Source organism: Acinetobacter sp. WA-87, from assembly GCF_039938935.1.
Lineage (GTDB): Bacteria > Pseudomonadota > Gammaproteobacteria > Pseudomonadales > Moraxellaceae > Acinetobacter > Acinetobacter seifertii.
The window spans coordinates 95,017-107,370 of record NZ_JBDUVF010000005.1 but is presented as its reverse complement, the minus strand read 5'-3'; the positions used below and the strand labels follow the sequence as shown (position 1 = coordinate 107,370).

The window sequence follows — 12,354 nt, the reverse complement described above, 5'->3', positions numbered from 1 at the left end:
AAACACTACTCTTGAGTAGTGACAGTTTATTGACATTGACAAAAAATTTCCCAATAGCCTGTATTTCGTTTTGTAAAGATAGGTATCTCGATTAGAATAGCGCCAATTTGCGAAATTGTGGCGTATTTACTCCCATGTCCAATCAACCATCACCAGACCATCTTGACCTTGTTTATGGACTAGATGACCGACCAAAACCCTTCGTGGCTTTTCTAGCTGCTTTTCAACATTTGCTTGCAATTATTGTCCCAATTATTACACCTGGGCTTCTTATTTGTTTAGCTTTGGGTGTTTCACGTACCGAAACCAACATGATTTTATCCATGTCTTTGGTCATTTCAGGAATTGCAACTTTCTTACAATGCAAAAAAGTTGGTCCTTTCGGTGCAGGTCTACTCATTGTTCAGGGTACTAGTTTTAACTTTATTGGCCCAATTATTGGTATTGGGAGTGCAATGGTTGCCGCAGGTACACCAGTAAATCAGGTTATGGCTGCTATTTTTGGTGTGGTGATTGCTGGTTCATTTATTGAAATGGGTGTGTCACAAATCCTGCCATGGGTAAAAAGACTTATTACTCCGCTTGTGACAGGTATTGTTGTACTGCTGATTGGCTTAACACTTATTAAAGAAGGCCTCATTAGTATGGGTGGTGGTTACCAAGCTATGCAAGATCATACTTTTGCAAGTTCTGATAACCTTATAATGTCTTGTACAGTTCTTGCCATCATTATTGTCCTAAACCGTATTCGTGTAGTGTGGATTAAAAGCTCGGCTATTTTAATTGCTCTGGTCATTGGCTACATTCTTGCTGGTTTCATGGGCTACCTAGATTTTTCTGGTCTAAAAGACGCTCCTGTTATTCAAATTCCAACACCAATGCACTTTGGCTTAAGCTTCTCATGGGGCTTATTTATTCCAATGGCATTCATTTATCTGGTGACTTCATTAGAAGCAATTGGTGATGTCACAGCAACCAGTAAACTTTCAAACCAACCTGTCGATGGGCCTCAGTGGATGCAACGCATCAAAGGTGGTGTGTTAGTGAATGGTGCAAACTCTTTACTTGCAGGATTATTTAACACTTTCCCTAGTTCTGTTTTTGCTCAAAATAATGGTGTTATTCAACTCACTGGTGTGGCGAGTCGTTACGTAGGGATCTGGATTGCTGCTTTACTCATTCTATTAGGTCTATTCCCTGCTGTAGCGGGTGTAATACAAGCCGTACCACAGGCGGTATTAGGCGGAGCGGTTATGGTAATGTTTGGTGCGGTTGCTGCCTCAGGCATTAACATTCTTTCATCTATTCATTTAGACCGCCGTGCCCTTTTAATTATCGCGATTTCACTTGCACTAGGTTTAGGTGTTGCTCAAGTTCCACAAATTTTGGAGCACTTGCCAGAGTTATTTAAAAATATTTTTAGTTCTGGTGTAGCAACAGGCGGTATTGCAGCATTAATTTTAAATGTTGTACTTCCTGAAACACACAAATAACCCTTTTTTAATTTTTTGATTACTGCCCAGTTTCCACTGGGCATTCTTCTTCATGAGAGATGTACATGGATCCTAGAAGTGAAGTGGTATTAAGACAGCAAGACTATTTAAAAGGTAGACTCTTGTTGATTAATACACCCAATGATGCCTTAGTCAGTCAATTACCATCTGGGGTTGATGCATCAGTCTGGACGTGGAATTATGCGGATTATCAAGGCTTTGTTAATGCAGGCACGACAGCACATTTCTCGGTTGAGTTTCCATCACAAGAATTTGATCAGGCTATAATTTTTGTTCCAAAATCAAAAGAGCTTTTAAACTATATATTGCATGTGGTGATGAGCCATCTAAAAACTGACCAATCAGTTTTTTTAGTAGGTGAAAAAAAGGGTGGTGTTGAAAGAGCTGCCAAACAACTACAAAGCTTTGGAAAAATTCTTAAACTTGATAGCGCTCGACATTGTCAGTTATGGCATTTAAAAATTGAGAAAACTGAAAAGCTCAAACCTCTTGAAAGCTGGTTAAAAACCTATACTGTTCAAGCAAATGGACATGAACTTACCATTTGTGCTCTACCGGGAGTTTTCAGTCAAAATCATCTAGATGTGGGAACTGCTGTTTTACTCCCTTATCTTAATCAGGTGAAATCAGGTAGAATTGCCGACTTCGGGTGTGGTGCAGGAATTATCAGTTGTTATTTGGCAAAAATAAATTCAAGTAATATTATTCATGCCTTAGATATTGATGCTTTCGCTTTACGGTCAACGGAAATGACTTTTAGTCGAAATGGAATAGGTTCAGACCAGTTGAGATTGCAACCTGTTATAGGAATTGCAGACGCCCCAACAGAACTTGATGCCATTGTCAGTAATCCTCCCTTTCATCAAGGTATTCATACCAACTATGATGCAAGTGAAGGACTCTGCCAGAACGCTAAAAAACATTTAAAGGCATCGGGTGAGCTATGGATTGTAGCAAACCGTTTTTTAAACTATCCGATCTTAATTGAGAAGCACTTTGGTCAGTGTGAGATTAAAACTGATCTTCAAGGCTTTAAGGTGTTATATGCCTGTGCATAACAAACTATGTAAGGAATCTCCATGAGCGAAACACATGCTCCTGAAAAACTCCAGCGAAAGCTTGGAGCTCGTCATCTGAATATGATCGCCATTGGTGGTTCCATTGGTACAGGTCTCTTCCTTGCTTCTGGATCAACCATTGCAAACGCAGGCCCTGGTGGGGCTCTACTCGCTTACTCTCTTATTGGTATTATGATTTACTTCTTAATGACCAGTTTAGGTGAGCTTGCGACTCATACCCCAACATCTGGTGCATTTTTTACCTATGGCAGTCGCTATGTTGAAGATGGCTTTGGTTTCGCTCTAGGCTGGAATTATTGGTATAACTGGGCAATTACAGTTGCATTTGAACTTGTTGCTGTACAGTTTATTATGAAATTCTGGTTTCCAGATATTCCCGGTTTTTACTGGAGTGCCCTTTTCCTCGTTATCATTTTCATGATTAACGCAATGAGTGTAAAAGGTTTCGGTGAAAGTGAATTCTGGTTCTCAATGGTTAAAGTTATTGCAATTATTGCCTTCATTATCATCGGTATTGCCATGATAATTAAGCTGATGTTGACACCGGGCGTAGCTACTTTTGGCAACTGGACCTACAAAGATGCGCCTTTTGTGGGTGGTTTACAAGCTATGATTGGGGTCGCCATGATTGCAGGGTTCTCATTTCAGGGAACCGAAATGGTGGGTGTTGCTGCGGGTGAATCGAAAGATCCAAAGAAAACTATTCCTCTTGCAATTAAACAGATTTTCTGGCGAATTTTATTATTCTATATCTTGTGTATTTTCATTATCGGCACACTTATCGCCTACGATGATCCAAATTTATTACAAGCTGCAACAACAGAAAATGTTGCCCTTTCTCCTTTTACCTTGCTTTATGAAAAGGTAGGCTTTGCTTTCGCTGCGAGCTTAATGAACGCGGTTATTTTGACTGCTATTTTGTCAGCAGGTAACTCGGGCATGTATTCTTCTACCCGTATGTTATTTGACATGGCTCAACAAGGCCGTGCACCAAAATGGTTTGCAAAACTCGATAATCGTGGTGTTCCAATGAATGCGCTATATGCAACGACATTTATTGCTGCATTCTGTTTCTTAACGACTTTTATTGGTGAAAAACAAGTCTTTAACTGGCTACTTAACATGTCAGGGATGTGTGGTTTTATTGTCTGGTTAGGTATTGCAATTTCACATTATCGCTTCCGTAAAGGTTATATCGCTCAAGGGTATAAACTTGAAGATTTAGCATATCGTGCCAAGTTTTTCCCATTTGCACCTTGGTTCGCATTCATTCTGTGTTCAATCATTATCTTAGGCCAAAATTATCAAGCTATTTTGGGTGGAAAAATTGATTGGATCGGCTTACTTTCTACTTATATTAGTTTGCCTTTATTCTTAGTAATTTGGCTCGGATATAAATGGAAATATAAAACTAAATTAATTAGTTACGACAAAATGAATGTAAAACCAGAGCAAGATTAACAGTAAGTTTAAGTCGTTAATTAAAGTAAGCTGAAGATCCAAAGCTTGATCTTTAGTTAAAAACAGGTAAAATGCCGTTCAGATTTTCAACGGCACTTTTAAAAAGGAGGACATCATGCCAACACTACAAGGTAAAAAACAGTAACGATTTGGCACGATGTCAGCTCACGGACAAGTGTACAAATTTAATTCACTTGTCCGAATGCTCGAATTTAAGACCTAGCATTCGCTAGGTTTTTTTATGCCTATTCGGACAGAAAAATAAGAGAAAAATTATGGGCATACAAAAAATATTAAACGAAGAGGCACTTTACGGTGTCCCCGTTAAAATTTTCACTCAAGATATAGACAGTGAAAGTATTGAACAATTGAAGAAAATGGCACAACTGCAATTTATATATTCACATATTGCTGTTATGCCAGATGTTCACGTAGGAAAAGGTGCGACTGTAGGAAGTGTTATTCCGACTAAACATGCCATTATTCCAGCTGCAGTCGGTGTAGACATTGGCTGTGGAATGAATGCAATTCGTTTAAGTCTAAAGGCTTCACAGCTTCCTGATAACTTGAGTCGTTTACGTGATGCAATTGAACGTAAAGTACCAGTTGGATTTGCTTTACATAAGCAGGTCAAGGCTAAAGCATCGAGTATTATTCCACTCGAAAAGCGTTTACAACCGATTGTAAAAAAGCATCCTGGTTTAATTCGAATGCTTCGGCAGTTTGATGCGACTTGGCAAAAACAATTAGGCACATTAGGAGGTGGCAATCACTTTATAGAGTTATGTATTGATGAAAATCAAGATGTATGGGTAATGCTACATTCAGGTAGTCGAGGACTTGGTAACGTCATTGGTACTTATTTTATTGAACTTGCCAAGAAAGAAGCACAACATCGCTTTGGGCATGTACCTGATAAAGACTTAAGTTATTTTGCTGAAGGTTCAAACAGTTTTAATGATTATGTAGAAGCTGTGGAGTGGGCCCAAGAATATGCTTTTGAAAATCGTAAAGAAATGATGCGATTAGTCTTAGAAGCAATCCGACCTATTCTACCCTCGTTTCAAATGACAAAAGAAGCAATTAATTGTCATCATAATTATGTAAGTCGAGAAACCCATTTTGGTGAAAATCTTTTAGTTACCAGGAAAGGGGCGATTAGAGCAGGTTTAGATGAGTTAGGAATTATTCCTGGCTCTATGGGAGCACGCTCTTATATTGTTAGAGGAAAAGCTAATCCTGAGTCTTTTTGTTCATGTTCTCACGGCGCTGGGCGTAAAATAAGCCGTAGCAAGGCAAAAATTCTTTTTAATCAACAAGACTTAATTGAGCAAACCAAAGGTATTGAGTGCCGTAAAGATAGTGGAGTTGTCGATGAGATCCCAAGTGCTTACAAGGATATTGATGAAGTCATGGCGAACCAATCAGATCTTATTGAAGTGGTCCATACACTTAAACAAGTTTTATGTATTAAAGGTTAAAACATGAAAATTAAAGAAATGCCAAAAATTAAGGTCCGTAACCACGTAGCTCTGTCCCCTTTACTTCAAAAAGGTGGTATGCATGAGACAGAAAAACCTCGTGCACAGCATCGTCGAGATAGACAAGATACTAAACAGCAATTAAAAAAAGGTGTTTGGTAAAAACCTATCTATAAACAATTAACTGAATAGATATTATTGAGGAGATATAGAAATGAAAAAATATTTGAAAAATCGCAATAAAAAAAGCGACTCGTTAGAGTCGCTTTTTTACTGTTCAGAAACTCAAATTATTGAGCTTGTTGACCAGGTTGAACTACTACAGTACGGCTACCAGTGATTGTCGCGAATACACGACGGTTCATAGCACGACCTTCTTTAGTTTTGTTGTCAGCAATCGGTTGATCCCAAGCGAAACCTTGAGTAGACAAACGAGAAGCATCAACATTGTATTCGTTTACAAGAGCTGATTTAACAGAGTTAGCACGAGCTAAAGATAAACGTTCGTTCAACTTACGTGGACCAGTGTTATCTGTGTGACCTTCGATACGTGCAGTAGCGTTAGGGTATTCAGTTAACTTCTCAGCAACTTTAGCGATTTCTGGCTTGTATTGGTCTTTGATGTTTGACTTGTTAGTATCAAAGAACACACGAAGTTCCATGTTAAGGTCTTCAGTTAACTCTTGTGGTTGTGGAGCAACTGGAGTTGGTTCAACTGGAGCAACTTCTACTACAGGAGCAGCAGGCTTCAAGTGACCACCAAGAACTACGTTTAAACCAGCAAGAGCTGTATAGTTCCAGAATTCTTCATCAAAGTTATAAGTACCACGAGCTTCTGTACGAAGAGATAAAGCATCGTTGATGCGATAGAACGCACCGATACCAGCATTACCTAAAGTACCTTCTTCAGAATTACCACGTGTACCACGATTTACACCATCAAAGTCGTATTTGTAGTGACCAGCACCCAATAATACATACGGCTTAAATTTGCTGTCGTAGTTTTTAGTGATTAAATCAGAAGTAGCATAGAAGTTACCGTTGATTTGTTTTTGTTTGTATTCAGCACCAGCAGAAGCGCCGTTTACATCACCTTTAACTTGGTTATATTCAGCTTCGAAACCTAACCATGGTGTTAATTCAACGCCAAGAGCTGCACCAACGAATAAATCGTCTTGTAACTCAGGACCGTTAGTTAGGTTACCATCTTTACCGCCATTATTGTGTTGGCTGTCTTGGAAAGTGTAACCAAGCAATAATGGAGTAACTGTTACGCCAGCATTAGCAGCAGCTAATGGAGCAGCAACAAGCATAGTAGCAAGTGCAATACGACTCAATTTCATGGATATCCTCCAGAGATAACAATTGTTGTTCAAGCTCAGCCTAAATTTATTGGCCCCTGAGATATTTTTACCCCAGTATTATTTTTAAGCTATTCACATTTGAATCATACAAACACTTGATAAACTTTCCAAGTGCTTGATAATTTTAATCAAGTAAATTATTGACAAAATTACTTACAATTTCCGTTGTAATTCGGTAATTTTTTACTCAACTAGCAAAAATGAATAACTTCTTTGTTTCGCTTGCGGTGATTTTACCAGTATTCTAGTCAACTGATAACCCTTATTTAATTTTGTGTTTCCTTATTATAAAAAATAATATAAATCATTGTCAGAAAACATAAAATTGCTCTATTTATACATATATTAAGGTTTCTTAATGTTTAAATCTCCCGGTTTTACTATAGTTGAGCTCTCTATAACCCTCGTAATTATTCTAATTATGTCAGTTATAGCCATTCCTTTATACCATCAATTTATGGCATCTGCAGAATTAAAAAATACTCCGCGTGTACTCACAATTCATATACAAAAAGCCAAATATGACGCGATTGTTAGGCATACAAACATTGTTCTGTGTCCCAGTTCCGATCAATTCATTTGTAATACGAACTGGAATAGTCAACTCATTAGCTTTGTAGACAATAATCGTAATCTACAACATGACTTAAATGAAGAGTTATTAACTTCCGTAGATCTTAACCATCATTATGGTTCTATGAAATTACAACGTTTTGGAAAAAAACAAAATAGTATTGTTTTTCAGGGCAATTCCGGACTTCCAATCGAGTCTAATGGCAGCTTTATTTATTGTTCTTATGATCAGCTTAAAAATTTTAAGTTAATTCTCAGTAAAATGGGGCACGTCCGCTTAGAAGAATCTCAAAATTGTTAGAACTCTACAGTCTAATGCAGAACCCAATAGCATCCCCATTTTGCAATATACTGCTTAAGTTTTAATGTTTTCTTAATTTGAGATAAAGAACAATCGGAGATTACAACAATGACTGACATCGTAATTGTTAATGGTGCTCGTACTGCTATGGGTGGTTTTCAAGGATCACTGTCTGGTCTAACTGCTCCCGAACTAGGTGCAGTAACAATTAAAGAAGCAATCGCACGAGCAGGTTTGCAGCCTACTGATGTTGAAGAAGTCATTATGGGATGTGTTCTTCCTGCTGGTTTAAAACAAGGCCCTGCTCGTCAAGCGATGCGTAAAGCTGGTTTACCAGACTCTACAGGTGCAGTGACGATTAATAAACTTTGTGGTTCAGGCATGAAAGCCGTAATGCAAGCAGCCGATATGATCAAAGCAGGAAGTGCTGAAATTGTGGTTGCAGGTGGTATGGAGTCGATGACAAATGCCCCTTATATTTTACCAAAAGCACGAGCTGGCTACCGTATGGGTCATGGCGAAATTAAGGATCACATGTTTCTTGATGGACTTGAAGATGCTGAAACAGGTCGTTTAATGGGTTCTTTTGCTCAAGATATGGCAAATACTCGTGGCTATACACGTGAGCAAATGGATGACTTTGCAATTCGCTCTTTAAAACGTGCTCAAACTGCAATTACCGAAGGCTATTTCAAAGATGAAATCGTTCCAGTTACCGTGTCTACACGTAAAGGTGATGTCATTGTTGACCAAGATGAACAACCTTTAAACGCAAAAATTGATAAGATTCCTTCGCTTAAACCAGCCTTTGCAAAAGATGGAACAATCACCGCAGCAAATGCGAGTTCTATTTCTGACGGTGCTTCTGCACTGGTGTTAACATCAAGTGAAGTTGCAGCGCAACGTGGCTTACAACCACTTGCTAAAATTGTCGCGACAGCTTCAAACTCTCAGCACCCTTCAGAATTTACCATCGCTCCTGTTGGCGCTATTGAAAAAGTACTAAAAAAAGCTGGATGGAATGCTCAGGACGTTGACCTTTGGGAAATTAATGAAGCATTTGCTATGGTTACCATGTGCCCAATTGATGATTTCAAACTTGATGCAGAGAAAGTTAATATTCACGGTGGTGCATGTGCACTTGGCCATCCAGTAGGTTCTACAGGTTCACGTATTATTCTTACACTTATTCATGCACTCAAACGTACTGGTGGTAAAAAAGGTATTGCTGCACTTTGTATTGGTGGCGGAGAAGCAACAGCTGTTGCCATTGAACTTATTTAATTCAATTTCCCTATTTAGGAATCCCACTTCGGTGGGATTTTTTATGGAAAATTTACAAAAAAAGACCCACAAAATCACTTTTAAGTTTTAACTTATTCCTTTAAACGAAAACAACAATGGACAATAACAATGCAACTCAATCACTATCTCAATTTCCAAGGTCAGGCAGAGCAAGCCTTTAATTTTTATAAATCGGTCTTTGGTGGTGAATTTGCTATGCTGAGCCGTTATAGCGATATGCCACCTAACGAGGGTGTAACCTTATCGGAAGCCGAAAAAAATTTAGTGCTGCATGTTTCTTTACCGATTAATGAATACACAGTACTCATGGCATCAGACACTATCGATCAGTTCTGTACGCCAAATAGTGTATTTACTAAAGGTAATAATCATTACATCGCAATCAACCTTGAAAAAGATGAGCAAGAAAAAGCGAAACAGCTGTTTGATGCTCTATCTGTAAATGGTCAAATCGAAATGCCGCTAGAAAAAACGTTCTGGGGCGCATTGTACGGTGCATTTACCGATCAATTTGGCATAAAGTGGATGGTTAACTGCCAGCTTGATACATAATATTTTTAATATCTGCCCCTTATAGAGATACTTATTATTTCTATAAGGGTTTTAAACATTAATATTAGAATATTTCGCAATAATCATTAAACCAACTGTAATAAAACCTATCCCTACCCATCCAGCCACATCAATATTCTGCCCAAGAAAAATCTTTGCTAGAAAGGCAGTCGCCAACACGCCCACTCCGGACCACAATACATATAAAATTCCCGCCTGCATATATTTCAAAGCAATAGCAGCACATGCAAAAGACACAATATATAAAATCAGCGCAATCGCCTGAGCAGTTTTATTAACTAATCCATTGCCTTTAGCAGAATAAAATGTTGAGAGCACATCTGTCGCAATAGCAAATATTAACCACCAAGCACCGGGATTTATTTTTGAAATTAAGCCTAACATTCTTATTCTTCATTTATTAAAAGGTATTTATAAAAAAAGCTGAACCTGAGTTCAGCCTTTATATTTAAAACGATTTAAGCACCAGTTTGATAACTTGCTTGCGGTACAGCTGTTGAAGCTTGATACGGGTTGGTAAAATCTTGCAAACCTGCCGCAGCTTCTTGTACGTCTTTGCCTTCTTTCACGACAAAACTGTCAAAACCAGAACGTTTTAAGTAGTTTAGAACATCCTTAAACACATCACCTGTTGCACGTAGTTCACCTTGGAAACCTTGACGGCGTAATAGTGCAGCGAATGAATAACCACGACCATCACCAAAGCCTGCAAACTCAATGAAGATTGCATCAAGTTCATTTAATGGAAATGTATGATCTTCAGGTGAATCATTTACAGTTACATACAAAGCTTTTTTGCCTTGAACGTTAGCTAACTGGTCTAGTTGAGCTGTTGTTACCACAACATCACCTTGGGGAACCACACCATCTTCAGCAATGATTTGATAAGTATTGTCTGCAATCGTGCCGTCTTTATAAAGCACAGGTAGAGCTGTATTAAGCATATGCACGCTCCTTAAATGGTTGAATTCCTACACGGCGATATGTATCTACAAAACGCTCACCTTCTGTACGCAAATCAAGATAAGTATTTAATACTTCTTCAATAACGTCTGGCACAGCATCAGCTGCAAATGATGGACCTAAGATGTCACCGATTGATGCATCATGGTCTGAATTACCACCTAATGTAATTTGGTAGAACTCAGCGCCTTTTTTATCTACACCTAAAATACCGATGTTACCAACGTGGTGGTGACCACAAGCATTCATACAACCAGAAATATTTAGATCTAAATGACCAAGATCATAAACTTTGTCTAAGTCATCAAAACGGCGTGTAATCGCTTCAGCAATAGGAATTGATTTCGCATTTGCAAGTGAACAGAAATCACCGCCCGGACAACTAATGATATCGGTAATAAAGCCAATATGTGCACGTGCCATATTTTGTTGTTCAAGCGCTTGCCATACATCAAACAAATCTTTTTGAGGCACATCTGCCAAAGCAATGTTTTGTTCGTGAGTGGTACGAAGTTCACCGAATGTATATTTATCAGCAAGATCTGCAATAAAGTTCATTTCTTCAGTGGTCATATCGCCCGGTGCGATACCTGCACGTTTTAGAGAAATCGTAACAATACGATAGCCTTTCACTTTATGCGCATGCGTGTTGATATTGAACCATTGCTTGAATTTTGGATGCTCAGCAAATAAAGCCGTGAAGTCTTCATCTGCTAAATCTTGATAATCAAACGGAGTGAACTCTTCATCTAATTTTTTCAAGATTTCTGGCTGAATTTTCAATGCTTCACGTGTATGTTCAAACTCAGCTTCAACTTTCTGTGCAAACACTTCAGGAGTTAATGCTTTAACTAAAATCTTGATACGCGCTTTATATTTGTTATCACGACGGCCATGCAAGTTATAAACACGTAGAACCGCTTCTAAGTAAGCAATTAAATCTTCACGTGGTAAAAACTCACGAATAACGCTACCAATGATTGGAGTACGGCCTAAACCACCACCAGCCATAATTTTATAGCCGATCTCGCCCGCTTCATTACGCACGATGTAAACACCAATATCGTGAAATGCCGTTGCTGCACGGTCTTTTTCTTCAAGTGCAGAAACAGCAATTTTGAACTTACGTGGCAAGAATGCAAATTCAGGGTGGAATGTACTCCACTGACGAATCAACTCACATGTTGGACGTGGGTCTGCAATTTCACCAGCAACCACACCAGCATATTGGTCAGTTGTTGTGTTACGAATACAGTTACCACTCGTTTGAATGGCATGCATTTGTACAGTTGCAAGTTCAGCCAAAATATCTGGCACGTCTTCAAGTGCAGGCCAGTTTAACTGAATGTTTTGACGCGTAGATACATGCGCATAGCCACGGTCATAAGCAGTTGAAACTTCAGCTACTTTACGTAATTGTTTAGAATTCATTAAGCCATACGGCACAGCAATACGCAGCATAGGCGCATAACGTTGCACATATAAACCATTTTGCAAACGTAATGGACGATATTCATCTTCAGAAAGTTTGCCAGCTAAATAGCGTTCAGTCTGATCACGGAACTGAGCAACTCGTTCATTAACCAGCTGCTGGTCGAAATCGGTATATAAATACATGGCGTATGGCTAGTAGATTCATTATTAAGGCGGATAGCATAGCGAGCTTTTATTCATCAATAAAATGCTTTTTTTGCATATTTAATAACGGTTTTATTGATAAGCTTTAATATAAATCAATAT

Annotated in this window: 12 protein-coding genes; 8 read left to right on the top strand and 4 right to left on the bottom strand. The window is 38.6% G+C overall.

The features are described from left to right. Positions 1-134 precede the first annotated feature (134 nt). The 5 genes from ABFY81_RS14700 (at position 135) to ABFY81_RS14680 (ending at position 5,697) form a co-directional block, all read left to right on the top strand. Positions 135-1,493, top strand: coding sequence for a uracil-xanthine permease family protein (locus ABFY81_RS14700; protein WP_077168723.1), 1,359 nt, complete (start codon positions 135-137; stop codon positions 1,491-1,493). Between the two features lie 65 nt (positions 1,494-1,558). Continuing rightward, positions 1,559-2,572, top strand: coding sequence for a class I SAM-dependent methyltransferase (locus ABFY81_RS14695; protein WP_347914056.1), 1,014 nt, complete (start codon positions 1,559-1,561; stop codon positions 2,570-2,572). Positions 2,573-2,593: 21 nt separating this feature from the next. After that, positions 2,594-4,054 carry an amino acid permease gene (locus ABFY81_RS14690; RefSeq protein ID WP_004705739.1) on the top strand — a complete coding sequence of 487 codons (1,461 nt, stop codon included), beginning with the start codon at positions 2,594-2,596 and terminating at the stop codon, positions 4,052-4,054. Between the two features lie 275 nt (positions 4,055-4,329). Further along, complete coding sequence (locus ABFY81_RS14685; RefSeq protein ID WP_347914055.1) at positions 4,330-5,535, top strand: RtcB family protein; 1,206 nt, start codon at positions 4,330-4,332, stop codon at positions 5,533-5,535. 3 nt (positions 5,536-5,538) lie between these two features. Continuing rightward, positions 5,539-5,697: a hypothetical protein gene (locus ABFY81_RS14680; RefSeq protein WP_004705737.1), complete on the top strand. Its 159-nt coding sequence runs from the start codon at positions 5,539-5,541 to the stop codon at positions 5,695-5,697. 128 nt (positions 5,698-5,825) lie between these two features. Here the strand turns inward: ABFY81_RS14680 and omp38 are convergent, their stop codons facing one another. After that, positions 5,826-6,878 (bottom strand): outer membrane protein Omp38, encoded by a 1,053-nt coding sequence (omp38, locus tag ABFY81_RS14675; protein ID WP_019457530.1) that lies wholly within the window; start codon positions 6,876-6,878, stop codon positions 5,826-5,828. A 379-nt stretch (positions 6,879-7,257) separates the two neighbouring features. Here omp38 and ABFY81_RS14670 point away from each other — a divergent pair, with 379 nt between their 5' ends. From ABFY81_RS14670 to ABFY81_RS14660, 3 genes are all read left to right on the top strand, one after another. Continuing rightward, the gene (locus tag ABFY81_RS14670; RefSeq protein ID WP_347914054.1) at positions 7,258-7,773 is read left to right on the top strand and encodes a GspH/FimT family pseudopilin; all 516 of its coding nucleotides are present in this window, start codon (positions 7,258-7,260) and stop codon (positions 7,771-7,773) included. A gap of 108 nt (positions 7,774-7,881) precedes the next feature. Continuing rightward, positions 7,882-9,057, top strand: a complete 1,176-nt coding sequence (locus ABFY81_RS14665) for an acetyl-CoA C-acyltransferase (protein ID WP_347914053.1) — start codon at positions 7,882-7,884, stop codon at positions 9,055-9,057. A 129-nt stretch (positions 9,058-9,186) separates the two neighbouring features. Then, positions 9,187-9,630 (top strand): VOC family protein, encoded by a 444-nt coding sequence (locus ABFY81_RS14660; RefSeq protein WP_240288015.1) that lies wholly within the window; start codon positions 9,187-9,189, stop codon positions 9,628-9,630. Positions 9,631-9,681: 51 nt separating this feature from the next. Here ABFY81_RS14660 and ABFY81_RS14655 read toward each other — a convergent pair whose 3' ends face one another. The 3 genes from ABFY81_RS14655 to ABFY81_RS14645 all read right to left on the bottom strand — a co-directional run bounded on the left by ABFY81_RS14655 (position 9,682) and on the right by ABFY81_RS14645 (position 12,231). Further along, the gene (locus tag ABFY81_RS14655) at positions 9,682-10,035 is read right to left on the bottom strand and encodes an SMR family transporter (protein WP_347914052.1); all 354 of its coding nucleotides are present in this window, start codon (positions 10,033-10,035) and stop codon (positions 9,682-9,684) included. A 74-nt stretch (positions 10,036-10,109) separates the two neighbouring features. Beyond that, on the bottom strand, positions 10,110-10,595 hold the full coding sequence (locus tag ABFY81_RS14650) for a DUF934 domain-containing protein (protein WP_240288019.1): 486 nt from the start codon (positions 10,593-10,595) through the stop codon (positions 10,110-10,112). Continuing rightward, positions 10,588-12,231: a nitrite/sulfite reductase gene (locus ABFY81_RS14645; RefSeq protein WP_004789205.1), complete on the bottom strand. Its 1,644-nt coding sequence runs from the start codon at positions 12,229-12,231 to the stop codon at positions 10,588-10,590. The genes ABFY81_RS14650 and ABFY81_RS14645 overlap by 8 nt, the downstream gene beginning before the upstream one ends. Between the last annotated feature and the right edge of the window lie 123 nt (positions 12,232-12,354).

Coding starts and splice junctions, on each gene's coding strand:
- ABFY81_RS14655 (WP_347914052.1), bottom strand. CDS start 10,035: ATGTTAGGCTTAATTTCAAAAATAAATCCCGGTGCTTGGTGGTTAATA.
- ABFY81_RS14645 (WP_004789205.1), bottom strand. CDS start 12,231: ATGTATTTATATACCGATTTCGACCAGCAGCTGGTTAATGAACGAGTT.
- ABFY81_RS14685 (WP_347914055.1), top strand. CDS start 4,330: ATGGGCATACAAAAAATATTAAACGAAGAGGCACTTTACGGTGTCCCC.
- ABFY81_RS14650 (WP_240288019.1), bottom strand. CDS start 10,595: ATGCTTAATACAGCTCTACCTGTGCTTTATAAAGACGGCACGATTGCA.
- ABFY81_RS14665 (WP_347914053.1), top strand. CDS start 7,882: ATGACTGACATCGTAATTGTTAATGGTGCTCGTACTGCTATGGGTGGT.
- ABFY81_RS14700 (WP_077168723.1), top strand. CDS start 135: ATGTCCAATCAACCATCACCAGACCATCTTGACCTTGTTTATGGACTA.
- ABFY81_RS14695 (WP_347914056.1), top strand. CDS start 1,559: ATGGATCCTAGAAGTGAAGTGGTATTAAGACAGCAAGACTATTTAAAA.
- ABFY81_RS14680 (WP_004705737.1), top strand. CDS start 5,539: ATGAAAATTAAAGAAATGCCAAAAATTAAGGTCCGTAACCACGTAGCT.
- omp38 (WP_019457530.1), bottom strand. CDS start 6,878: ATGAAATTGAGTCGTATTGCACTTGCTACTATGCTTGTTGCTGCTCCA.
- ABFY81_RS14670 (WP_347914054.1), top strand. CDS start 7,258: ATGTTTAAATCTCCCGGTTTTACTATAGTTGAGCTCTCTATAACCCTC.
- ABFY81_RS14660 (WP_240288015.1), top strand. CDS start 9,187: ATGCAACTCAATCACTATCTCAATTTCCAAGGTCAGGCAGAGCAAGCC.
- ABFY81_RS14690 (WP_004705739.1), top strand. CDS start 2,594: ATGAGCGAAACACATGCTCCTGAAAAACTCCAGCGAAAGCTTGGAGCT.